Genomic DNA, 22376 nt, shown 5'->3' on the forward strand with positions numbered 1-22376 from the left:
GGGTGGCCATACCCGCGCAGACCGCGCTCCAGGGTAGTTGGAGCTGATCGAGGCCCGCACGCGGACCCGGCAATGCCATCCTCGGTGGCGACGGCTCAGACCACCCGGCCGTTCGCCACCAGCAGCACCACATCGATGAGCGCCACCACCAGCACCGACCGGAAGGCGGCCACCGGCCGGCCACCGGTGGCGGTCGCGGCGCGTCCGGCGTACCAACCGAGGGCCGGCACCGCGACGGCGGCGGCCACCGCCGACAGGCCGGTCCACGACGGCGGTCCGGGCGGACCGAACACCAGCGCGACGGTGGCGGCGAGGAGCAGGCCGGTGGCGGCCAGCCGGCTGCCCGCGGGGCCCAGCCGGTGGGGCAGCCCGCGCACCCCGGTACGGGCGTCGTCGGCCAGGTCGGGCAGCACGTTCGCGAAGTGCGCCCCGGCGCCCAGCAGCGCGGCGGCGGCCACCAGCCAGGCCGGCGGCGCGGGCGAGTCGGGCCGGGCCAGCACCACGAACGCGGGCAGCGCGCCGAACGAGACCGCGTAGGGCAGCACCGACACCGCTGTCGACTTCAGCGGCTTGTTGTAGAGCAGCGCGGAGACCAGCCCCAGCGTGGCGCAGGCCGCCGCGGCCGGGCCGCCGGTCAGCGCCAGCAGCGGGGTGGCGACGGCGGCCACCGCGGTGGCCCGGGCCAGCGTCGGCCGGGCGACCGCGCCGGTGGTCACCGGCTTGTCGGTACGCCCCACCGCGGCGTCCCGGTCGGCGTCGATCAGGTCGTTGCTCCAGCCGACGGCGAGCTGGCTGGCCAGCACCGTCAGCGCCACCGTGGCCACGCCGGCGGCGGAGTGCCCGACGCCGGCGGCGAGCAGCGCGGCGACCACGACGACCGCCGCGGCCGGCTCCGGATGGCTCGCTCTGACCAGCCCTAACACCCGCGTCGACATAAGGGAAGTCTGGTCGTTACCGGGTAGTCGTGCCACGCTCGGTCCATGCCCGACGCGTCGCCGGTGTCCAGCCCGCACCGGGCGCTGTCCCCGAACGACCCCCGACAGTACGACGACCTGGCCGGCGAGTGGTGGCGGCCCGACGGCGCCTTCGCCATGCTGCACTGGCTGGCCCGCGCCCGTGCCGCCCTGGTGCCCCCGGCGTCCACCCGGGACGACCTGCTGGTCGACCTCGGCTGCGGGGCCGGGCTGCTGGCGCCGCACCTGGCCGGCAAGGGCTACCGGCACGTCGGGGTGGACCTGACCCGCTCCGCGCTCGACCAGGCCGCCACGCACGGCGTGACAGTGCTCCAGGGCGACGCCACCGCCGTGCCGCTGGCCGACGGCTGCGCCGCCGTGGTCTCCGCCGGTGAGCTGCTGGAGCACGTGCCGGACTGGCGGCGGGCGGTGGCCGAGGCGTGCCGGTTGCTGCGGCCCGGCGGCCTGCTGGTGCTGGACACGCTCAACGACACGCTGCTGGCCCGGCTGGTCGCCGTGGAGCTGGGTGAACGGCTGCCCACCGTGCCGCGCGGCATCCACGACCACCGGCTGTTCGTGGACGCCCGCGCGCTGGTCGCCGAGTGTGCCCGGCACGGCGTGTCGTTGCGTCTGCGCGGGGTCCGGCCGGAGCTGGGCGGCACGCTGGCCTGGTTGCTGCGCCGGTGGCGGGGCGGTGACCGTCCGGTGCGGACGGAGCCGCGCATCGTGCCGACGCGGTCGACGGCGGTGCTCTACCAGGGCAGTGGGCGCCGGGGCGGATAGCGGAGGTCACCGGGGGTAAGGGACGCCGAGAAGGGGGCGACATGACCGTGTACGCGCTGGAGGCGGCCCGCCGGTTGGCGCCGCGACTGGCCGCCCGGGCGGCCGGGCACGACCGGGACGGCTCGTTCCCGGTGGACGACTTCGCCGACCTTCGCCGGGCCGGCCTGTTCGGCCTGATGGTCCCGCGTGAGCTGGGCGGGCAGGGCGCGACCTTCGCCGAGTACGCCGCCGTCGCCACCGAGCTGGCCCGGGGCAACGGCGCCACCGCGCTGGTGTTCAACATGCACGCCTCGGTCACCGGGGCGTTGGGCGCGGTGACCGAGGAACTGGCCGAGGCGCTCGGCGTACCGGAGGAGGCGCTGGCCGCCCGCGACCGGCTGTTGCGCGCGGCGGCCGACGGCGCGTGGTACGCGGTGGCGATGAGCGAGCGCGGCGCGGGCGCGCGGCTGTCCCAGCTCAGCACCGTCTACGAACCGGTCGACGGTGGCTGGCACGTCAAGGGCAGCAAGACGTTCTGCTCCGGCGCCGGCCACCCGGACGGCTACCTGGTGGCCGCCCGCAGCGCCACCGACCAGTCGGTGGTCTCCCAGTTCCTGGTGCCGGCCGGGGAGGGGATCACGGTCGAGCCGACCTGGGACTCGCTCGGCATGCGCGCCACCTCCTCGCACGACCTGCACCTGGACGTGACCGTCCCGGCCGGCCGGCTGCTCGGCGGCGTGGAGGGGTTGGCGCTGGTGGTGGCCCAGCTCATGCCGCACTGGCTGGTGGCCAGCTACGCCGCCGTCTACGTCGGGGTGGCCCGGGCCGCGATCGACGCCGCCGCCGAGCACCTGAACACCCGCGGTCTGGCCGGGCTGCCGGCGGTCCGGGCCCGGCTGGGCCGGGCGGACGCGGCCACCGCCGCCGCCGAGCTGGTCGTCGCCGAGGCGGCCCGCCGGGTCGACGAGGAACCCGGCTCGGCCGAGACGAACCGCTGGGTGTGGCGGGCCAAGCTGCTGGCCGGCACCACCGCCGCGGAGGTGGCGGCGTCCATGCTGGAGGCGGCCGGCACGTCGGCGACCCGCCGTGGTCATCCGTTGGAGCGCCTCTACCGGGACGCCCGGTGCGGCTCGCTGCACCCGGCCACCTCCGACGTGTGCGCCGACTGGCTCGGCATCGCCGCACTCGGCGGCGACCCGGACCGGGACAGCGCGGTCCCTCGTTGGTAAGCCGGAGTTCGACGGCCGCAGGACTGAGCGAAGCTGAGGTGGGGACGTGGGCGTACCGGTGATCGCGGGTCTGGGCATGGCGCTGCCGCCGGGCGCCACGCAGGACGAGCTGTGGACGGGTTTCTTCGAGAAGCACTTCTCGGGCACCACGCGGGTGCTGGCCGAGAAGATCTTCGCCAACTCCGGGGTGACCCGGCGGCAGGCGGCGGTGAATCCGCTGCTGGAGGACGTCTCGGAGTGGCCGACCGAGCGTCGGATGCGCCGCTACCAGGTCGAGGCGTTGCCGCTCGGGAAGGAGGCGGTCAGCCGCGCGCTCACCGCCGCCGGCCTGGACGCCGGCGACGTCGGGCTGTTCGTGGTCTGCTCCTGCACCGGTTACGCGACGCCCGGCCTGGACATCCTGCTGGCCCGTGACCTCGGCATGGCCCCGAACACCCAGCGCATGTTCGTCGGCCACATGGGTTGTTACGCGGCGCTGCCCGGGCTCGGCGCGGCGAGCGACTTCGTCACCGCCCGGGGGCGGCCGGCGCTGCTGCTCTGCGCGGAGCTGACCAGCCTGCACATCCAGCCACCGGGTGCCCGGGTGGACACCCAGCAGATCGTCTCGCACGCGCTGTTCTCGGACGCCGCGGTCGCCGCCGTGGTCGTCCCCGGTGGCCGGGGGTACGCGTTGCGTGAGGTCACCTCCGTCACCGACACCTCCACCGCCGATCACATGACCTGGGACGTCACCGACACCGGCTTCCGGATGGGGCTGTCGCCGAAGGTGCCGAAGGTGCTGTCCCGGTTCGTCCGTGACCTGGTGGACGACCTGTTGGCCCGGCACGGGTGCGACCGGTCCGGGGTGGACGGCTGGGCGGTGCACCCGGGTGGCCCCCGGATCCTCAACGTGGTGGAGCGTGAGCTGGAGCTGCCGCCGACGGCGCTGGCGGCGTCCCGGGAGACGCTTGCCGAGCACGGCAACTGTTCGTCCCCGACGGTGCTGCTGATCCTGGACCGGCTGAGCCGTACGCCGTCGCCGCCGCGCCGGGTGGTGATGCTCGCGTTCGGGCCGGGGCTGACGCTCTACGCGGCCCTGCTGGAGCGCGCGGGCTGACGGTTCGCCGTGGCGTCGATACGCTGCCGGCATGGCCTCGGAGGAGCGGATCCGGCGGGCAGTGCTGGTGGGCCTGACCGTGTTGGCGTTGGCGGTCGGCGCGTGGTGGTGGCGGTCGGCGGCGCCGTGGTTGGGCACGACGGTCGGCTCCTCCACCGACGACCTCGCCCGGTCCCGGGTGGATCTCGGCGCGGGGGTCGGGTCGACACCGCCCGAGCGGCCGTCGCCCCGCTCCCGGATGGTGGCCGAGGTCGATCCCCGCACCGGTGAGGTCCGTTCGCCGGTGGTGGTCGACGTGGAGCCCGACGGCGGGACGCGCCAGGAGAACGTGTCGCACGTGGTGTGGCGGGAGACGTCGCGGCTGATGCCGGGTGACCCGCCGGTCGTGCGGCAGGCGAACCCGTCGCCGGGTGACGAGTACCGGCTGTCGGTGGGCTGCGCCGGTGACGGTGCCGTGTCGATGCGGGTGGTCGGTGCCGGCGCCGACGGCGTCGAGCGGGTGCTGAGCTGCGGCGGGCAGGTGACCGTCGGGTTCCTGGACGGCACGGGCGCGCCGGTGTACGTGCGGTTCGCCGCGCTGCGGGGCGAGGTCGAGCTGAACGCCCGGCTGGAGGCGCTCTACTGAGCCGCTGAGCGGGTTCAGCCGGCCAACCGGGCCAGGTCGGCCTGGTAGTCCGCCGCCGGCCCCAGCTCCGGCACCATTCGGACCAGCGTGCCCCGCCGGTCCACGAGCAGCGCGGCGGCGGTGCCCGGCCGGGCCGAGAGATGCAGGTAGGAGCGCAGGCCGCCGGCCGGGTCGCCGAGCGGGCGTACGCCGGTCGCGGTGGCGGGCCCGGCGCTGCGGCCCTCGGTCACGGTGACCACGGTGACCCCGGCGGGCGCGGTGGCCGCCGCCGTGCCGACCTGCTCGGCGCAGGCGCACGCGTCGACCAGGATGATCATGGCGGGGAGCAGGCTGCGTAGTGGCACCGGCGTGTTGTCGGCGCCGACCAGGTCGAGCGCGGGCAGCGGGCCGATCGCCGCGGGGGTGGACCGGGGCAGCACGGTCGGCGCGCCGGGAGAGCGGTGGGGGCGTGGCCAGGTGACGGCGGCCAGCCCGGCGAGCGTGATCAACACCGCGGCCAGCAGCGCCAGCAGGGGAGGCGTGAACCGGGCCGGACGCCCGGCGGAACGCGGACCGCGGCGCAGCTCGCGGCGGATCTGCCGGGCCTCGTCGGCGAGCGCCGAGGCGTCGTCGGGCACGACGACGCGACCCCACTCCGGTGGCAGGCCCGGCAGTCCGTCCGCCGGCCCCTGGCCGTCAGCGTCAGGCACGCCCATCGGACCCCCAGGAACGTCTCGGCGAGCGGACGTCACGTCCACCACCAGCGTCCCGCACCGGGGGCCGTACCGCCACACCTGGGCGCGGGTGGAGTTGCGGAGCTACCATGGAAGGAGCGCATTGCCCTAGATCTGATCGCTCCGGCCATCACCCGTACCGGGTAGTTATTTGTTCGTCACGGAGCGTGGTTAAACCATCGTCTTGGCCTCCTGTCAAGCCGAAGAAATACCTCTCACAGGGCCCCTGAGCTGCGCCAACGATCAGGACAGCGGTGAGACATCGGTGCCTGAGCGTGTTACCCTAGACACAGCGAAAGGGGTTTCGAACCTATGGTTTTCAGTGTCGGCGAGACCGTTGTTTACCCCCACCACGGGGCCGCACTCATCGAGGCAATCGAGACTCGGGTCATCAAGGGCGAGCCCAGGGAGTACCTCGTCCTGAGGGTCGCGCAGGGTGACCTGACGGTCCGGGTGCCTGCCGAGAACGCCGAGATCGTGGGTGTGCGCGAGGTGGTCGGCGAAGAGGGCCTGGGCAAGGTCTTCGACGTGCTCCGTGCTCCGCACACCGAGGAGCCCACCAACTGGTCGCGGCGTTACAAGGCAAATCTGGAGAAGCTGGCCTCCGGCAACCCGCTGAAGGTGGCCGAGGTCGTTCGCGACCTGTGGCGCCGGGAGCGGGAGCGGGGCCTGTCGGCGGGCGAGAAGCGCATGCTCGCCAAGGCCCGTGACATCCTCGTGGGCGAGGTCGCGCTGGCCGAGAAGAGCACGAAGGACGAGGCGGAGTCGCTGCTCGACAAGGTGCTGACCGAAGCCTGATCCGCACCGCTGCCTCTACCCGCAGCACCATGAACGAAACCGAGGACCGCGACGTGACCGCGCAGCTCAATCCGCGCGGTGACGTCGCGGTCCTCGTTCCTGCGGCCGGTGCCGGCGTACGCCTCGGTCCCGGCGCTCCCAAGGCGCTCCGGGCGCTCGGCGGCGAGCCGCTGCTGGTGCACGCCGTCCGCCGGATCGCCGCCGCGCCGTCGGTACACACGATCGTGGTGGCCGCCCCGGCCACCGACGTCGAATCGGTGCGGGCGCTGCTGGCCCCGGTGGCGCCGGTGACCGTGGTGCCTGGTGGCGCCGAACGCCAGGCTTCCGTCGCGGCGGCGCTCGCCGCCGTGCCGGCCGGGCCGGAGATCGTCCTGGTCCATGACGCGGCCCGGGCGCTCACCCCGCCCGAGTTGGTCGAGTCGGTGGCCGCGGCGGTCCGTGGCGGGCACGACGCGGTGATCCCGGTGCTGCCGGTGGTCGACACGATCAAGGAGGTCGACGCCGTCGAGCGGGTGCTCGGCACCGTCGACCGGGCTGTCCTGCGCGCGGTGCAGACGCCGCAGGGCTTCCGCCGGCCGGTGCTGACCGCCGCGCACCGGGCGGCAGGTGATCCGCTCACCGACGACGCCGGCCTGGTGGAGAAGCAGGGCGTCGCGGTGTTCTGCGTGCCCGGCTCCGAGCTGGCCCTGAAGATCACCCGCCCGTTCGACCTGACCCTGGCCGAACACCTCCTGTCCACCGGCGCCTGACCGGCGACCTCCGGAGTTGACCGAGGGGTTCGCGTCGCCGTCCGGCCCGACGGTGACCCGAACTCCTTGATCACGGCGTACGCGTACGCTCGGCGTCATGATCGTTCCTCGGGTGGCCGTCGGCACCGACGTGCACGCGTTCGCGGCCGGTCGGCCCTGCTGGGTCGCCGGCCTGCACTGGCCCGACCAGGACGGCCTGGCCGGCCACTCGGACGCCGACGTGGTGGCGCACGCCGCCTGCAACGCGTTGCTCTCCGCCGCCGGCCTCGGCGACCTGGGCGCCAACTTCGGCGTCGACCAGCCGGAGTGGGCCGGCGCCTCCGGGGTGGCGCTGCTGACCGAGAGCGCGCGCCGGGTGCGGGCGGCGGGCTTCGTGATCGGCAACGTGTCGGTGCAGGTGGTCGGCAACCGGCCCCGGATCGGTTCGCGTCGGGACGAGGCGCAGCGGGTGCTGTCCGAGGCGGCCGGCGCGCCGGTCACCGTGTCCGCGGCGACCACCGACGGCCTGGGCTTCACCGGTCGCGGCGAAGGACTGGCCGGCATCGCGGTGGCGCTGGTGTACGAGCCGCCGACGGCGTGACCCGGCGACCGGGGACGCCGGTCGCCGGGCCGGGGTTCAGTCCACGTCGGTGCAGACGTTGTGGGTCGTGCCGTGGAGCATCGTGATGGTCTTGTCGAAGGTGGGCGTGAACGCCACCCGGAACTGGCCGTCGACGATCCACAGCCCCTTCGGCAGCGTGCCGGCGTTCTCCCGGAAGCCGAGCAACACCGGGCCCGTGACGTACCAGGTCATCGACCCGTCCGTGCCGTGGACGACGAGCGAGGTGCCGCTCGCGTCGGCCGTGGAGGTGGCGCCGGTTTCCAGGTTGGTCACCCGGTCGAGCAGGGCGCCGGTGAACAGCTCCCGCTTCGGTGAGCCGTCCGGGTAGGTCTCCAGCGTCAGCTTCCGCACCTCGTCGACGATCGGCTCCACCCGAACCGCGAACGTGCACCGGGCGCCGGCGGGTAACTCGAACGCCTCCTGCGGCGCCGGCACCCAGGCGCCCGGAGAACCGTCGGCGGCGGATGCCGGGCCGGGAAGGCTCGCCACGACCGCCGTCACGACCGCCGTCACCGCGGCGCTCATCCTGACTCGCATGGTCACTCCATCCTGTTGCTGACCGGGGCCGGACCAGGATCGTGCCGCCGCCTCACCACCGGCTCACCGCTTTCGGCCGGCAGTCGGGTCGATCGTTCGGCCGTCCCCGCCCGGCGACCGGGCCGCCCACCACGCGCTCACCGCCGGGTGACAACCGCCGGCCCGGGTCCCCCCGTCCTGTTCGGTATGGAGTTCCGCCTGCTCGGGCCGTTCGAGGCCCGCCACGACGGCCGGACCGTCGAGCTGGGCGTCCGGCGCCAGGAGCGCTGCCTGCTCGGGCTGCTGCTGCTCGACACGGGCCGGGTGGTGTCGACCGACCGGCTCGCCGACCTGCTGTGGAACGGCCGGCCACCGGCCGCGGCCCGGGGCGCGGTGCAGACGTACGTCGGGCGGTTGCGGGCCGCGTTGCACCCGTACGGGGTGCGGATCGGCACCCGGGGCGGGGGCTACGTCGTCGACCGGGTCGGGCATCGGGTCGACGTCGACGAGTTCGGCGACCTGGTCCGGGCGGCCGGCGTCACCGCCGAGCCGGACGCGCGGGTACGGCTGCTCGACCGGGGGCTGGCCCTCTGGCGGGGGCCGCTGCTCGCCGACGTGGCGGACGGCGAGCTGCGCGACCGGCTGCACGGAACCGTCGAGGAGCTTCGCCTGGTCGCGGTGGAGCTGCGCGCCGAGGCGCAGCTCGCGTTGGGCCGGCACGGGCCGGCGATCGCGGATCTGCTGCCGCTGGCGGCCCGGCACCCCACCCGGGAACAGCTCGTGGCCGTCCTGATGACCGCGCTGTACCGGGGGGCCCGGCGGGCCGACGCGCTGCGGCTCTACCGCACCACGCGGGAGCGGCTCGCGGCGGACGTCGGCGTCGAGCCGGGGCCCCGGCTGCGGGAGGTGCACCGCCGGGTGCTCGCCGGTGACGACCGGCTGGAGCGGTCCGGGCGGCCGGTGTACGAGGTCCGGGTCCGCGACGAGAGCCTGCCGTGGAGCGTCGGCGGCCATCCCGCGCTCGACTTCTGCAACACGTACGCGGGGTGGGGTCGGGACTCTCCCCTGCCCGGCGCGGAGTGGCTGCGCGGCTACCGGACGCTCGCCGTCTGGGCGGGTCACGTCGGGCTGACCGACGAGGTGTCGGTGAACCGCCTGCTGCACCTCGCCCGACGTGACCCCGGCACCGCGGAGGCGGTGCTCGCCGAGGCCCGTACGCTGCGGGCCGCGCTCTACGCCAGCCTGGTCGATCCGGCGGACCGTCGGGCCTTCGACGCGGTCGCCCGCGCCGCCGGGGCGGCTGCCCGGACGGCGGTGTTCCGGCGGGCGGCGGACGGGCGCGGTCGCTGGTGGATCGACCTCGCCGCCGGGCTTCGGCTGCCCGTGCACGCCGCCGCGTTCAGCGCCGCGCAACTGCTCGCCGATCCGGGCCGGCTCACGGTTCGGGTCTGCCCGGACGAACGCTGCGGGTGGTTGTTCCTGGACGAGAGCGGCCTGCGCAGGTGGTGCAGCCTCGGGACCTGCGGGGGCGGGGCGGGCGCGCCCTGCCGCAGCATCTGACCGCGCGCTGACGGGCAGCTGACGAGCCGGGGCGGCTACGCTCGCCGGGATGCCGAGTGACGCCGCCCCCGACCAGTCCGCCGCCGACGGCTACCTGCAACGCGCCCACCTCCTCGCCGAGCTGGGCCGCTACGACGAGGGGATCGGCGAGCTGACCGCGCTGATCGCGGCGGAGCCCGCGCACCTCGTCGCGCTCACCATGCTGGCCCGGATGCAGCTCGCCGCCGGTCGTCCCGCCGAGGCGCTGACGGTGGCCGAGGCGGCGGTCGCCGCCGCGCCGGGGACCGCGCCGGCGCTTGTCGCACGCGGGTTCGCACTGCTCGACCTGGAGCGTTGGAAGGCCGCCGCGGGCACCGCGGACGAACTCCTGGCGCTGGGCCCGACCGACGCGTACGCGCAGCGCAGCGCCGCCGCCATCCTGTCCGCCTCGCGCAACGGGCAGCCGGCGCTGGACGCGGCCTGGCGGGGTGTCGAGCTGACGCCGGACGAGCCGGAGGCACACCTCGTGCTCGGCCTGGTCGCGGTTCGGCTGGAGCTGTTCGACCTGGCCGAGCGGGCCTACCGGGAGGCGTTACGGCTGGACCCGGAGCTGGCCGGCGCGGGACGCGACCCGGGCGTGGCCCGGCTGGAGCGACGGCGTTACGCGGAGACGCTGGAGCACCTCACCGAGGTGGCCGACATCTCCCCGCCCGGCCCCGATCCGGTGCGTGCCGTCGACGCGGGCGTACGCCGGCTCGTGCTGGCCGCCGCCGGTTGGTCGCTGGCCGCCGCCGGTTGGTCGCTGGCCGCCGCCGTCCTGGTCGCCGCGCTGGGACCGACCGCGCCGTTCGCGTCCCGGCTGCTCGCGGTGCTGGCGGCGGTCGGGGTGGGGCTGCTGGCCTGGCGGCCGGTGAGCCGGCTGCCCGGCGCGCGGGACGCGATGTCCCGAGGTCTGGCGCCGGCCGTCTACGCGGGGGCCGCCGCGCCGGTGCTGCTGGTGGTCTACGCGCTGGTCGGCGGCCCGTGGCCGCTGGTGGGCGCCGTCACGGCCTCGGTGGTCGCCGGATTCGCCCTGCTCAACCGGGGGTAGGAAGGTGGGATGCTGACTGTCAACGCCTACGCGGCGACGTCCGCGACCGACCCGCTCACGCCGACCACCATCGAGCGGCGGGACCTCGGCCCGGACGACGTCCTCATCGACATCAAGTTCGCCGGCATCTGCCACTCCGACATCCACACCGCGCGCAGCGAGTGGGGCCCGACCCGCTACCCGATCGTGGTCGGCCACGAGATCGCCGGCGTGGTGCGGGAGGTCGGCTCCGCGGTGACGAAGTTCGCCGTCGGCGACCGGGTCGGCGTCGGCTGTCTGGTCGACTCCTGCCGGGAGTGCGACAGCTGCCGCAAGGGCCTGGAGCAGTACTGCCTGAAGGGCAGCACCGGCACGTACGCCGGTGTGGGCCGGGACGGCAAGCCGACCCAGGGCGGCTACTCGCAGGCCATCGTGGTCACCGAGGACTTCGTGCTGCGCATCCCGGACGGCATCGAGCTGGACGCCGCCGCGCCGCTGCTCTGCGCCGGCATCACCACGTACTCGCCGCTGCGGCACTGGAACGCCGGGCCGGGCCGGAAGGTGGCCGTGATCGGCATGGGCGGTCTCGGCCACATGGCCGTGAAGCTGGCCCACGCGATGGGCGCCGAGGTGACGGTGCTGTCCCAGTCGCTGAAGAAGCGGGAGGACGGGCTGCGGCTCGGTGCCGACCACTACTTCGCGACCTCCGACGAGGACACGTTCACGGAACTGGCCGGCTCGTTCGACCTGATCATCAACACGGTGAGCGCGACCATCGACATGAACGCGTTCCTGCGGCTGCTCGCGGTGGACGGGACGCTGGTCAACGTGGGCGCTCCGGAGGAGCCGCTGTCGGTGCACGCGTTCTCGCTGATCCCGGGCCGGCGGTCGTTCGCCGGGTCGAGCATCGGCGGCATCGCGGAGACCCAGGAGATGCTCGACTTCTGCGCCGAGCACGGGCTGGGCGCCGAGATCGAGGTGATCCCGGCCGAGAAGATCAACGAGGCGTACGAGCGGGTGCTCGCGTCCGACGTGCGCTACCGCTTCGTCATCGACGCGTCCACGTTCTGACGCTCCGACCGGTGCCGAGGGGCCGCCTCCGGGCGGCCCCTCGTCGCGTACGTCAGGGCTTGCGTGCCCAGGTCCAGGCGTAGCCGTCGTCCTCGCAGGCGGTGCCCGCGTCGCAGAGGTCCAGCGGGCGGAACGTGTCCACCATGACCGCCAGCTCGTCGAAGAAGTCCGCCCCGATCGACCGCTCGGCGGCGCCCGGCTGCGGGCCGTGGGTGAAGCCGGACGGGTGCAGCGAGATCGAGCCCTGCTCGATGCCGGAGCCGCGCCGGGCCTCGTAGTTGCCGCCGGTGTAGAACAGCATCTCGTCGGAGTCGACGTTGTGGTGGTTGTACGGCACCGGGATGGCGGCCGGGTGGTAGTCGACCTTGCGTGGCACGAACGAGCAGATCACGAAGTTCGGGCCCTGGAACGTCTGGTGCACCGGCGGCGGCTGGTGGATCCGCCCGGTGATCGGCTCGAAGTCGTGGATGGAGAACGCCCACGGGTACAGGTGCCCGTCCCAGCCGACCACGTCGAACGGGTGGTTCGCGTAGACGTATCTCGTCCAGCCGCGCCGGTGCTTGACCAGCACCTCCACCTCCTCGCCGTCGGCCAGCAGCGGGGTGTCCGGCCCTCGGACGTCGCGCTCGCAGTAGGGCGAGTGCTCCAGGAACTGCCCGCGTACGGAGAGGTAGCGCTTGGGCGGGCCGATGTGGCCGGACGCCTCGACGGCGAGCAGCCGGGTCGGCTCGTCACCGGTCGGCACCAGGCGGTGGATGGTCGAGGTGGGGATGACGACGTAGTCGCCGGCCACCGCGTCGAGCACGCCGAACGGCGACTCCACCCGCATCGAGCCGGACTCCAGGTAGAGGCAGTGGTCGCCGGTGGCGTCGCGGAACAGCGGCGACGGCCGGTCGGCCAGCACGTACGCGATCCGGACGTCGTCGTTGGCGAGCAGGTAGTGCCGGCCGAGCACCGGGTCCGCCCCGCCGCCGTCCAGCTTGTGGGTGCGCAGGTGACGCGGCTTGAGCGGCAGGTTCGGTACCCGGGTGACGGTGGGCGGGGCGAACTCCTCGGCGGCGAGGATCGCGGTCGGCGCGTGCCGGTGGTAGAGCAGCGACGAGTCCGAGGAGAAGCCCTCCTGACCGACCAGCTCCTCGGCGTAGAGCGTGCCGTCGGGCTGCCGGAACTGGGTGTGGCGCTTGCGGGGCACCTCGCCCACGCTGCGGTAGTACGGCATCTCGCCTCCGTTATGTCCCGTTGGCCGGCCGGTGGCGTCCGATAATCGGACGCGGTTGTCCGTTCCTCGTAGCGTCCCGTACATTCTTCTCTCGTGTCAACGCAGGTGCCTCGCCTCCTCACCGGCCTGGTCGACGACGCCGCGGTCTTTCCGCCCGGCAACGCCGCGCTGCCCGACGCGGTGACCGCGCACCGCCGGCACCGGGACGCCTGGTACGCCGGCCTGGTCGGCCCGCTGCTGCTGCCCGCCTCGGAGATCGAGGACGGCGCGCTGCACGGCCGGGTGGACCCGGCCGAAGGCTTCGTCATCGGGCTGATCGGCGACACCGGCCTCGACCGGCTGCCCGCCGCGCTCGCCGCCCTGACGCCGGACGGCGTCACCGCCCGGCAGGTCGAGGCGCCGGTCGCCAAGCGGGGCGAGGACCCGCAGCCCGGCCTCGCGGAGCTGGTCGCGCTCGCCGGGCGGCTCGACGACACCGCCGTCTACGCGGAGATCCCGCTGACCTTCGGGCTGATGGGGGCGCTGGACGCGCTCGCCGACGCCCGGGCCGGCGGGCTGCCGGTGGCGGCCAAGTTCCGCACCGGCGGGTTGGCCGCCGAGCTGTTCCCCACCCCGGTCGAGCTGGCCGCCGTCATCTGCGCCTGCCGGGACCGCGACCTGCCGTTCAAGCTCACCGCCGGGCTGCACCACGCGATCCGGCACCGCGACCCGGAGACCGGCTTCACCCACCACGGTTTCGTCAACGTGCTGGCCGCCACGCTGGCCGCGGTCGACGGCGCCGACGTGGACGGCGTGGCCGAACTGCTGGCCGTCACCGACGTGGTGCGCGTGGTCGAGGCCGCCCGGGGCCGGCGCGAGGCGCAACGCCCGCTCTGGGTCGGGTACGGGTCGTGCAGCATCTCCGAACCACTTACCGATCTGATCCGGCTGGGGCTGGTGAACGGAGGCTACGAGGCATGAGCGAACGCACCGAGCGGAGCGAGGGCCGTGAGGGCATGCCCGGCCAGCACGGCATGAGCGAACGCACCGAGCGGAGCGAGGGCCGTGAGGGCATGCCCGGCCGGCACGGCATGACGTGGGTTGAGGGGGCGGCGGGTTCGTCGTACGGGGTGACGAACCTGCCGTACGGCGTGTTCCGGCACGGCGACCGCGAGCCGCGCGTCGGCGTCCGCATCGGTGACCTCGTGCTGGACCTGGCCGGCGCGGAGGCCGCCGGTCTGGTGCTGGCCGGCGGCGCGCTGGGCCGGCAGACGTTGAACGCGTTCCTGGCGCTCGGCCGGCCGCAGTGGACCGCCGTCCGGGAGCGCGTCATCGAACTGCTCACCGATCCGGCGCACCGGCCGGCGGTGGAGCCGCTGCTGGTGCCGGTGGGTGAGATCGAGCTGGTGCTGCCGTTCGAGGTGGCGGACTACGTCGACTTCTACTCCTCGGAGCACCACGCCTCGAACGTCGGCCAGATCTTCCGGCCCGGTCAGCCGCCGCTGCTGCCGAACTGGAAGCACGTGCCGATCGGCTACCACGGCCGGGCCGGCACGGTGGTCGTCTCCGGCACGCCCGTGGTCCGCCCCACCGGGCAGCGCGCCAGCGCCCAGGGCCCCACCACCGGCGCCTCCGTACGCCTGGACATCGAGGCCGAGGTCGGCTTCGTGGTCGGCGTGCCGAGTCGGATCGGCGATCCGGTCCCGGTGGCCGACTTCGCCGACCACGTCTTCGGCGTGGTGCTTGTCAACGACTGGTCGGCCCGGGACATCCAGGCCTGGGAGTACCAACCCCTCGGCCCGTTCCTGGGCAAGTCGTTCGCCACCTCGGTCGCCGGCTGGGTCACCCCGCTGGACGCGCTCGCCGACGCGTTCGTGCCCGCGCCCGACCAGGACCCGCCGGTGCAGGAGTACCTCCGGGACACCCCGCACCTCGGGCTGGACCTGACGCTGTCGGTGGAGTGGAACGGCGAGCGGGTGGCCGAGCCGCCGTTCGCCACCATGTACTGGACGCCGGCCCAGCAGCTCGCGCACCTCACCGTCAACGGGGCGTCGCTGCGCACCGGCGACCTCTACGCCTCCGGCACCGTGTCCGGGCCGGAACGCGGCCAGGTCGGCTCGTTCCTGGAACTCACCTGGGGCGGGTCCGAGCCGGTGAAATTCGCCGACGGCAGCCAGCGGACGTTCCTGGAGGACGGCGACACGGTGACGATCACCGCCACCGCGCCCGGACCGGACGGCACCACGATCGCGCTCGGCGAGGTCACCGGGACGGTCCTCCCGGCCCGCTGAGATCCGGCTTTCCGAGCCCACGGCCCTGGTCGCACCCACTGTGCGACCAGGGCCGTTTCCTCGCGCGTTGATCGACGCGGATCGGGTGCGCCCCGGGCGGTGCCGGCCCTGGGCGGTGCCGGTCCGGGCGCATCCAGCAGGAAACACAGGAAGGACCGAGCATGACCGAGCTGATCGGTGCCGTGTGGCGCACCAGCAGCCGTTCCAACGATCAGGGCCTCTGCGTCGAGGTGGCCACGAACGTGGTGGCCGCGCACGGCGTGGTGGGCGTACGCGACTCCAAGGACCCGACCGGTCCGGCGCTCGCGGTGAGCCCGCCGGGGTGGAGCGCGTTCGTCACGGCGTTGCGACGCGACGCCTTCCGCGACTGATCGATTTCGGCGACCCCGGTGTCCCGCCGTGGGGGCACCGGCGGCGGAAATGTCACGGTGGGGCTCCCCCACATCGGTGACGGGCCGTACCGTGGACGACACGGGAGGTGCCATGTCGACGGTGACCGTTTCCGCCTTCATCGAGGCGCAGGACGCCGACCTCTGGCGCCTGCTCACCGACCTCCCGGCGCGCGCCGACTGGCTCTCCGCGGTCGGCGCGGTCGAGGTGCTCACCGCCGGCGCGTTCGGGCCGGGCACCACCTGGCGGGAGACCCGCCTCCGGCCGGACGGCGGGGCCGAGCCGGAGGAGTTCGAGGTGGTCGAGGCCGTCGCCCCGCGCCGCCTGGTGCTCGGCTCACCCGGGTCCGGCGTCGACTACCGGATCACCTTCACGTTGCGCACCGTCGAGCGGCGGCGGCGCGGCTGCACCGAGGTCACCGTCGAGCAGGAGGCGGTGCCGAACCGGCCGTACGGCCGGGTGCTGGCGCTGATCCTCGGCGGCCTGGCCGCCCGGGCGGTGGACAGCGCGCTCCGCCGTGACCTGGCCGACCTGGCGCTGGCCGCCGGTCCCACCCGCTCCACCGAGGCCGCCTGAGCCCACCACACCGTGCCGCGGGCGCGTTCGTGGTTACCCCGGCCCACGGCTCGGGCTGACCTTCCCCGTCGTGAGCCGGGCGACCGGATCGCGGCCCGGCCCCGGCCGGTAGGGTGCCGGGGCGGAGGTGGCGGATGGCGAAGGCCGGCAGGCGGCGGGCCGTGGTGGCGCTGGTGGCGGTGCTGGCCGTCGCGGCGTCGGTCGCCGTGGTCGCCCGGGTGCTGGCGCCGGCCGAGGTCGAGACCGTGGCCCGGGACCCGTACCCGGAGGCGCCCGCACCGACCGTCGGGGTGATCGGGCGGCTGCCGGTGGCGCCGCTGGTCGTGGACGGCCGGCTCCGCGTCTACGCCGGCACCCGCCAGGTGTACGCGGACCAGCCGGTCACCGGCCGGCACCGGGTGACCCCGTTCTGGTCCTACCGCCGGTGGCCGGCGACGCTGGTCGGGGTGCTCGCCGAGGGCACCACGGTGGTCAGCCGCTGGTCCGACGGGAAGCTGGTGGCGCTGGACGCGCGTACCGGGCGGGTGGCCTGGCGGGCCGACGGACCGGAGCCGGGGTCGGTGCCGAAGCCGCGCCGCACGTTAGCGGCCACGGTCTGGGACCCGGCCGGCCTGCACGTCGCCCGCACCGCCGACGGTCGCGACGTGCTGCTCGCCGCCGGTCCGGGCGCGGTCGGCGGATACGCGCTGGCCGACGGCCGCCGGCTCTGGCGTGCCGACGTCGGCCGGGGCTGCCGAACCGACGTGGGCAGCACCGCGAGCGGTGACCTGGTCGGGGTGGACAACTGCGCGGGACCGGCCGCGGTCGAGCTGCGGGACGCGGGGACCGGCGCGGTACGGACCCGCTGGCGGCCACCGGACGCGCCGGGCCAACTCGTGGTCACCCCGGTCGGCTGTCGCGACGGGCACTCCGGTTGTCGTGGTCTGCGTACCGCCGGGCCGGGCGGCGAGCACAGTCGGGGCTGGCTGGTGACGGATCCCGGCGAGCCGGTGGCCGCGCCGGGCCTGGACGCTCCCGGCTCGGTGCTGGACGGCGAGCGGGTGGTGGACACGTCCGGCGGCGTGGTGGTCGGGCGGTCCCCCCGCACCGGCGAGGAGCTGTGGCGCCGGGCCGACGTCCACCCGGCCCGGGTGCTCGCCCAGGAGCCGGGCCGGGTGCATCTGCTGACCGACCGGCGGGAACTGGTCACGCTGGACCCGCTCACCGGCGCGTCCCGGTCGGAGTTCGTGCTGGACGTCGGGCGGGACGGGATCGGGTGGCGGCCGGGCCGGGCGTACGCGGTGGACGGCTACGTGGCGGTGGAACGGGTGCGGGAGCACGCCACCGAGGCCGACGACGACCAGGGCTGGTTCCTGATGGCCGAGCCGGTGCTGCTCGCCGCCACCTGAACCGGCCGGTGAGAAGGGGCCCCTTCTCGACGCCAGGCGTTAAGCAGGGGCCCCTCCTTGCACGTCAGGCGAGGGCGGCCTCGGCGGCGGCCAGGAAGGCGTCGTTCTCGGCCGGGGTGCCGATGGTGACCCGTACGCCGTCGCCCGGGAACGGCCGCACGATCACGCCGCGCGCCTCGCACGCCTTGCCGAACTCGATCGCCCGGTCGCCCAGCGGCAGCCAGACGAAGTTGGCCTGGCTGTCCGGCACGTCCGGCACGAACTTGCGCAGCGCCTCGGTGACCCGGTCCCGCTCGGCCACCACCAGCGCGCAGCGCCGCTGCACCTCGTCGGCCTGGGCGAGCGCGGCCAGCGCGCCGGCCTGGGCGGCCGTGCTGGTGGAGAACGGGGTGACCACCTTGCGGACGGCGGCGGCCACGGCCGGCGCGGCCACCAGCCAGCCGATCCGCAGGCCGGCCAGGCCCCACGCCTTGGACAGCGTGCGCAGCACCGCCACGTTCGGCCGGTCCAGGTAGCTCAGGCCGTCCGGCACCTCGGCGTCGGTGACGAACTCCCGGTACGCCTCGTCGATCACCACGAGCACGTCGTCCGGCACCGTGTCGAGGAAGCGGTCCAGTTCGGCCTTGCGCACCGCCGTACCGGTGGGGTTGTTCGGGTTGCAGACCAGGATCATCCGGGTCCGGTCGGTCACCGCCGCCGCCATCGCCGCGAGGTCGTGCCCGTGGCCGGCGTCGTTCGGCACCCGCACGCTGGTCGCGCCGCTGGTCGCCGCGATGATCGGGTACGCCTCGAACGAGCGCCACGAGTAGAGCAGCTCGTCACCGGGCAGGCAGGTGGCCCGGACCAGGTGCTCGGCCAGCGCCACCGAACCGCAGCCGGTGGCGATCCGGTCGGCGTCCACGCCGTAGCGCTCGGCGAGCGCCTGGCGCAGCGCGACCACGCCCATGTCCGGGTAGCGGTGCGAACCGGTGACCGCCTCGGTGACCGCCTCCACCACGCCGGGCAGCGGGCCGTACGGCACCTCGTTGCTGGCCAGCTTGATCGCCTCGGCCAGGCCCAGCTCCCGGGCCAGGTCGGCGGGGCTGCGGCCGGGCACGTAGTTGGGCAGCGCGTCCAGGTCGACGCGGGTGAGCCGCAGCGGAGGCTGGTGACGTCCGGTCTCGGTCATGGGGTGTCTCCCGGGGGGTCGGCGCGGTCGCGCGGGGCGGTACGGGGGTCGGGCCGGTCGCGGGGGAGTTGGACCACCACGGTCTGCGCCCGCTTGTCGTGCAGCGCCTGGCGCAGCGGCTGGTCGAACAGGGGCGAGACGGCGTCGACGAACTGGAGCAGCAGGCCCAGCCCGCAGCAGTACCAGAGCAGCGTGGGCAGGCCCATCGTGCTCCATCGCCGGGTGGCCCGGCCGAAGCCGAGCGGCTGGTCCGCGTCGATCGGCAGCGCGCGTACGCGGGCCACCCGCTTGCCGAACGTCTGCCCGCGCGCCGCCATCGACGGCACCTCGTACGCGAACCAGAGCGCGGTGGCGATCAGCAGGATGGCGACCTGCAACCCGCCGGCCTGGTCGTCGATCTGGGGCAGCCCCTCGGTGGAGGTGTCGCCGTTCAACGCCCGACGCATCGTCTCCCGCAGGTAGGGCTCGATCGCCTCGAAGTAGCGGTAGACGAACCAGCCGTTCACCACCACGTTGAGCAGGAACACCACGCCCAGGTCGATGAGGCGGGCGACCAGCCGGGCACCGTACGAGGCGAGCGGCAGCCCGTGCGGACGCGGCACCGGCGGCCGGCCCGGCCACTGCGGGTACGGCCACCCCGGCGGCGGCCCCTGCTGTCCGGGGTGGCCGGGGTGCGCCTGGCCGGGGTGCGCCTGGCCGGGGCGCGCCTGGCCGGGGTGCGCCTGGCCGGGTTGGCCGGGTTGACCCGGCTGTCCCGGCCACGGGCCCGCCTGGCCCGGCTGCCCGGGCTGTCCCCAGCCGGGGCCGGGTTGACCCGACGGGACCGGCCCGGCCGGCTGACCGGTGGGGCCACCCGGCGCGCCGGAGGTCGGCCGGCCGGGGGCGGAGCCGGCGGCCGGCGTCGTGGCGGCCGGTTCGGGCTCGGCGGGCGGTGGACCGTCGGGCGGGGTGACGTCGACCGGGATCGGCGCACCGATCCAGCCCTCCCCGTCCCACCAGCGGCGGGTCTCCGGTTCGGCGGGGTCGACGTACCAGCCAGGTTCCAGACTCACGGTGCCACCTTAACGACGACCGTGCCGGCAGCCTTGTCGTGCAGGCACTGCTGCCAGGGCTTGTCCCAGAGCTGCCAGAGGCCGTCGAGGTAGTTGAGGAACGGCACCAGCGAGGCGGCGACGAACTCGACCAGGTAGCGCTTGCCGAGCATCCCGCGGGTCAGCGCGGCGTCGGGTCGGGCCGGAATGATCCGCAGGTTCATCACCTTCTTGCCGAGCGTCTGCCCGGTCCGGCGGGCGTACTCCACGTGGTAGAGCCAGTAGAAGACCAGCAGCAGGAGGAACAGCCCCAGCTCGGCCAGGAGCACCGGCAGGAGGAAGTCGCCGAAGATCACCAACGGGTCGGGCTCGGCCACGGTGCCGTCCGGGCCGGGCGCCGGCATCCGGTCGATCATGCGGAGGACGAGCCAGATGAAGACGGGCGCGAAGAGCACCATCGCCACCGCGGTGGCGACCGCCGTGTCGATCAGCCAGGCCACCAGCCGCTCGCCGAACCCGGCCAGCGGCTGGCCGTTCGGGGCCAGGGCCGGTGGCACGGGCGCGACGTGCGGGGCGTACCCGGGTGGGGGCGGCGGGTAGCCGGGGAGCGGCGGGTACGTCTGCGGGATGGGCTGTGCGGGCACCGCCGGGCCGCTGGGCGGCGCGAAGCCGCCGCCCACGGGCGGGGGCCCGGCGGGCGGCGGCGTCGTGTTCGGGGGAGGCTGGGTCACGCGGACAGTGTCACAGATTGCCGCGCTTCTCCTGCTCCCGCTCGATCGCCTCGAACAGGGCCTTGAAGTTGCCCTTGCCGAAGCCGAGGGAGCCGTGCCGCTCGATCAGCTCGAAGAAGACGGTGGGGCGGTCCTGCACCGGCTTGGTGAAGATCTGGAGCAGGTAGCCGTCCTCGTCCCGGTCCACCAGGATCTTGCGGGACTGGAGCTCCTCGATCGGCACCCGCACGTTGCCGATCCGGGCGCGCAGCTCCGGGTCCTGGTAGTAGGAGTCCGGGGTGTCCAGGAACTCGACACCGGCCGCCCGCATGGCGTCCACGCTGGCCAGGATGTCGTTGGTGGCCACCGCGACGTGCTGGGCGCCGGGGCCCTGGTAGAACTCCAGGTACTCGTCGATCTGCGACTTCTTGCGGGCCACCGCCGGCTCGTTGAGCGGGAACTTCACCTTGCGGGTGCCGCTGGCCACCACCTTGCTCATCAGCGCGGAGTAGTCGGTGGCGATGTCGTCGCCGATGAACTCGGCCATGTTGCTGAAGCCCATGACCCGCTTGTAGAACTCGACCCACTCGTCCATCCGGCCCAGCTCCACGTTGCCGACCACGTGGTCGACGGCCTGGAAGAAGCGCTTCGGCTGGAGGCCGGCGTCGATCATCGGCTGGCGGTCCACGATCGGGGCGCGGGCCACGAAGCCGGGCAGGAACGGCCCGGTGTAGCGGGACCGGTCGACGAGCGTGTGCCGGGTGTCGCCGTACGCGCCGATGGCCGCCATCCGGACGGTGCCGTGCTCGTCGCTGACGTCGTGCGGCTCCAGCAGGCCGGTCGCGCCCTGCGCGGTGGCGTGCGCGTACGCGGCGTCCACGTCCGGCACCTCCAGCGCGATGTCGGAGATGCCGTCGCTGTGCTTCGCCACGTGCGCCTCGCCGTCGGCGCCCGGACGTACCACGCCGGTCAGCACGAACCGGGCCGAGCCGCTGGTCAGCACGTACTGCGCGTGGTCGCGGTAGCCCTGCTCCGGCCCCCGGTACGCCACGCAGGTCATGCCGTAGGCGGTGGAGTAGTAGTGCGCCGCCTGCTTGGCGTTGCCGACCAGGAAGTGCAGGTGGTCGAGGCCCTTGACCGGGAACGGGTCCCGGCTGATGTCGTGGTTGACGGCGCCGACGAGCACGTCGGCGTCGACCTCCTCGGTCAACTGGGGTCGGTCGATCGCCTGGGTCATGGTGGCCTCCCTCGCGTACCGGCCGGCCTCGTGGGCCGCCGTGGATGTGCTTCCGGCGAGCATCTCCGGACCGCCTCCGGTTGGGCAATAGTTGGCAGTTTTCCTGGTCAGGTTGCGCATTCGGTATCGTCAACCACCGTGAACACTGGTCAGGATGTACAGCTCGACGAGTTGGACGCGCGCTTGATCGAACTGCTCGCCGAGGAACCCCGGATCGGGGTGCTGGAGTGCTCCCGGCGGCTCGGCGTGGCCCGGGGCACCGTGCAGGCCCGGCTCGACAAGCTGGTCGGCCGGGGCGTGGTGGGCGGCTTCGGGCCGGAGATCTCACCGGCCGCGATCGGCTTCGGGGTGACCAGCTTCGTCACCCTGGAGATCAGCCAGCGGCACGGCCACGACCAGGTCACCGCGCACCTGGCCGCCATCCCGGAGGTGCTGGAGGCGCACACCATCACCGGCTCCAGCGACCTGCTCTGCCGCATCGTGGCCCGGTCGAACACCGACCTCCAGCGGGTCATCGACCAGATCGTCGCCTCGGAGGCGATCCGGCGCGCCTCCACCATCATCGCGCTCGCCGAGCAGATCCCCTACCGCACGCTGCCCCTCGTGCGCTCCGCCGCCCGCGGCGAAGGAAGGGCCCCCGCTTAACGCCTCCGGTAGAGGCGGGGC

24 protein-coding genes are annotated in these 22376 nt (G+C 74.3%); 16 read left to right on the plus strand and 8 right to left on the minus strand.

Features of this window, described 5'->3' with window-relative positions; translation table 11 throughout:
- Positions 1 to 95: 95 nt before the first annotated feature.
- The gene (locus ACLQ2W_RS23745) at positions 96 to 935 is read right to left on the minus strand and encodes a UbiA family prenyltransferase (protein WP_425788718.1); all 840 of its coding nucleotides are present in this window, start codon (positions 933 to 935) and stop codon (positions 96 to 98) included.
- Between the two features lie 45 nt (positions 936 to 980).
- Here ACLQ2W_RS23745 and ACLQ2W_RS23750 point away from each other — a divergent pair, with 45 nt between their 5' ends.
- Genes ACLQ2W_RS23750 through ACLQ2W_RS23765 form a run of 4 tightly spaced genes read left to right on the plus strand, consistent with a single transcriptional unit; the run spans position 981 to position 4665 of the window.
- Positions 981 to 1736, plus strand: a complete 756-nt coding sequence (locus tag ACLQ2W_RS23750) for a methyltransferase domain-containing protein (protein ID WP_425788720.1) — start codon at positions 981 to 983, stop codon at positions 1734 to 1736.
- Between the two features lie 41 nt (positions 1737 to 1777).
- Positions 1778 to 2944, plus strand: a complete 1167-nt coding sequence (locus ACLQ2W_RS23755; RefSeq protein WP_425788722.1) for an acyl-CoA dehydrogenase family protein — start codon at positions 1778 to 1780, stop codon at positions 2942 to 2944.
- 46 nt (positions 2945 to 2990) lie between these two features.
- On the plus strand, positions 2991 to 4040 hold the full coding sequence (locus tag ACLQ2W_RS23760; protein WP_425788724.1) for a type III polyketide synthase: 1050 nt from the start codon (positions 2991 to 2993) through the stop codon (positions 4038 to 4040).
- Positions 4041 to 4071: 31 nt separating this feature from the next.
- Positions 4072 to 4665 carry a hypothetical protein gene (locus ACLQ2W_RS23765; protein ID WP_425788726.1) on the plus strand — a complete coding sequence of 198 codons (594 nt, stop codon included), beginning with the start codon at positions 4072 to 4074 and terminating at the stop codon, positions 4663 to 4665.
- A 14-nt stretch (positions 4666 to 4679) separates the two neighbouring features.
- Here ACLQ2W_RS23765 and ACLQ2W_RS23770 read toward each other — a convergent pair whose 3' ends face one another.
- Complete coding sequence (locus ACLQ2W_RS23770) at positions 4680 to 5360, minus strand: hypothetical protein (RefSeq protein WP_425788728.1); 681 nt, start codon at positions 5358 to 5360, stop codon at positions 4680 to 4682.
- A 330-nt stretch (positions 5361 to 5690) separates the two neighbouring features.
- Between ACLQ2W_RS23770 and ACLQ2W_RS23775 the strand changes: the two genes are divergently transcribed.
- From ACLQ2W_RS23775 to ispF, 3 genes are all read left to right on the plus strand, one after another.
- On the plus strand, positions 5691 to 6176 hold the full coding sequence (locus tag ACLQ2W_RS23775; protein ID WP_091610855.1) for a CarD family transcriptional regulator: 486 nt from the start codon (positions 5691 to 5693) through the stop codon (positions 6174 to 6176).
- Between the two features lie 53 nt (positions 6177 to 6229).
- Positions 6230 to 6925 carry a 2-C-methyl-D-erythritol 4-phosphate cytidylyltransferase gene (ispD, locus tag ACLQ2W_RS23780; protein WP_425789025.1) on the plus strand — a complete coding sequence of 232 codons (696 nt, stop codon included), beginning with the start codon at positions 6230 to 6232 and terminating at the stop codon, positions 6923 to 6925.
- A 97-nt stretch (positions 6926 to 7022) separates the two neighbouring features.
- The gene (ispF, locus tag ACLQ2W_RS23785; protein ID WP_425788730.1) at positions 7023 to 7505 is read left to right on the plus strand and encodes a 2-C-methyl-D-erythritol 2,4-cyclodiphosphate synthase; all 483 of its coding nucleotides are present in this window, start codon (positions 7023 to 7025) and stop codon (positions 7503 to 7505) included.
- 36 nt (positions 7506 to 7541) lie between these two features.
- Here the strand turns inward: ispF and ACLQ2W_RS23790 are convergent, their stop codons facing one another.
- A complete protein-coding gene (locus tag ACLQ2W_RS23790) occupies positions 7542 to 8063 on the minus strand; it encodes a hypothetical protein (RefSeq protein WP_425788732.1) in 522 nt (173 codons plus the stop codon).
- Between the two features lie 186 nt (positions 8064 to 8249).
- On the opposite strand from ACLQ2W_RS23790, the gene ACLQ2W_RS23795 reads away from it, so the two are divergent.
- Genes ACLQ2W_RS23795 through ACLQ2W_RS23805 form a run of 3 tightly spaced genes read left to right on the plus strand, consistent with a single transcriptional unit; the run spans position 8250 to position 11721 of the window.
- A complete protein-coding gene (locus tag ACLQ2W_RS23795; RefSeq protein ID WP_425788734.1) occupies positions 8250 to 9602 on the plus strand; it encodes a BTAD domain-containing putative transcriptional regulator in 1353 nt (450 codons plus the stop codon).
- A gap of 49 nt (positions 9603 to 9651) precedes the next feature.
- A complete protein-coding gene (locus ACLQ2W_RS23800) occupies positions 9652 to 10671 on the plus strand; it encodes a tetratricopeptide repeat protein (protein WP_425788736.1) in 1020 nt (339 codons plus the stop codon).
- Between the two features lie 9 nt (positions 10672 to 10680).
- Positions 10681 to 11721, plus strand: a complete 1041-nt coding sequence (locus ACLQ2W_RS23805) for an NAD(P)-dependent alcohol dehydrogenase (protein ID WP_281934457.1) — start codon at positions 10681 to 10683, stop codon at positions 11719 to 11721.
- A 52-nt stretch (positions 11722 to 11773) separates the two neighbouring features.
- Here the strand turns inward: ACLQ2W_RS23805 and ACLQ2W_RS23810 are convergent, their stop codons facing one another.
- The gene (locus ACLQ2W_RS23810; protein WP_425788738.1) at positions 11774 to 12940 is read right to left on the minus strand and encodes a homogentisate 1,2-dioxygenase; all 1167 of its coding nucleotides are present in this window, start codon (positions 12938 to 12940) and stop codon (positions 11774 to 11776) included.
- A gap of 93 nt (positions 12941 to 13033) precedes the next feature.
- Between ACLQ2W_RS23810 and ACLQ2W_RS23815 the strand changes: the two genes are divergently transcribed.
- From ACLQ2W_RS23815 to ACLQ2W_RS23835, 5 genes are all read left to right on the plus strand, one after another.
- Positions 13034 to 13900 carry a hypothetical protein gene (locus tag ACLQ2W_RS23815; RefSeq protein ID WP_425788740.1) on the plus strand — a complete coding sequence of 289 codons (867 nt, stop codon included), beginning with the start codon at positions 13034 to 13036 and terminating at the stop codon, positions 13898 to 13900.
- A 110-nt stretch (positions 13901 to 14010) separates the two neighbouring features.
- Positions 14011 to 15210, plus strand: coding sequence for a fumarylacetoacetase (gene fahA / locus ACLQ2W_RS23820; protein WP_425789027.1), 1200 nt, complete (start codon positions 14011 to 14013; stop codon positions 15208 to 15210).
- Between the two features lie 161 nt (positions 15211 to 15371).
- Positions 15372 to 15581: a DUF397 domain-containing protein gene (locus tag ACLQ2W_RS23825; protein ID WP_281934463.1), complete on the plus strand. Its 210-nt coding sequence runs from the start codon at positions 15372 to 15374 to the stop codon at positions 15579 to 15581.
- A 112-nt stretch (positions 15582 to 15693) separates the two neighbouring features.
- Positions 15694 to 16176, plus strand: coding sequence for an SRPBCC family protein (locus ACLQ2W_RS23830; protein WP_281934465.1), 483 nt, complete (start codon positions 15694 to 15696; stop codon positions 16174 to 16176).
- Positions 16177 to 16310: 134 nt separating this feature from the next.
- A complete protein-coding gene (locus ACLQ2W_RS23835) occupies positions 16311 to 17564 on the plus strand; it encodes a PQQ-binding-like beta-propeller repeat protein (protein WP_425788743.1) in 1254 nt (417 codons plus the stop codon).
- A gap of 64 nt (positions 17565 to 17628) precedes the next feature.
- Here the strand turns inward: ACLQ2W_RS23835 and hisC are convergent, their stop codons facing one another.
- From hisC to hppD, 4 genes are read right to left on the minus strand one after another with little or no spacing between them, the layout of a single operon-like run.
- On the minus strand, positions 17629 to 18732 hold the full coding sequence (hisC, locus tag ACLQ2W_RS23840) for a histidinol-phosphate transaminase (RefSeq protein WP_425788745.1): 1104 nt from the start codon (positions 18730 to 18732) through the stop codon (positions 17629 to 17631).
- A complete protein-coding gene (locus ACLQ2W_RS23845; protein ID WP_425788747.1) occupies positions 18729 to 19784 on the minus strand; it encodes an RDD family protein in 1056 nt (351 codons plus the stop codon). Before ACLQ2W_RS23845 ends, hisC begins: the two co-directional genes overlap by 4 nt.
- Complete coding sequence (locus ACLQ2W_RS23850; protein ID WP_425788749.1) at positions 19781 to 20494, minus strand: RDD family protein; 714 nt, start codon at positions 20492 to 20494, stop codon at positions 19781 to 19783. Before ACLQ2W_RS23850 ends, ACLQ2W_RS23845 begins: the two co-directional genes overlap by 4 nt.
- A gap of 10 nt (positions 20495 to 20504) precedes the next feature.
- Positions 20505 to 21710 (minus strand): 4-hydroxyphenylpyruvate dioxygenase, encoded by a 1206-nt coding sequence (gene hppD / locus ACLQ2W_RS23855; RefSeq protein ID WP_107161699.1) that lies wholly within the window; start codon positions 21708 to 21710, stop codon positions 20505 to 20507.
- Between the two features lie 138 nt (positions 21711 to 21848).
- Between hppD and ACLQ2W_RS23860 the strand changes: the two genes are divergently transcribed.
- The gene (locus ACLQ2W_RS23860; protein ID WP_405091487.1) at positions 21849 to 22355 is read left to right on the plus strand and encodes an Lrp/AsnC family transcriptional regulator; all 507 of its coding nucleotides are present in this window, start codon (positions 21849 to 21851) and stop codon (positions 22353 to 22355) included.
- The last annotated feature ends 21 nt before the right edge of the window (positions 22356 to 22376 follow it).

Origin of the sequence: Micromonospora sp. DT227 (assembly GCF_049841835.1) — a bacterium.
GTDB lineage: Bacteria > Actinomycetota > Actinomycetes > Mycobacteriales > Micromonosporaceae > Micromonospora.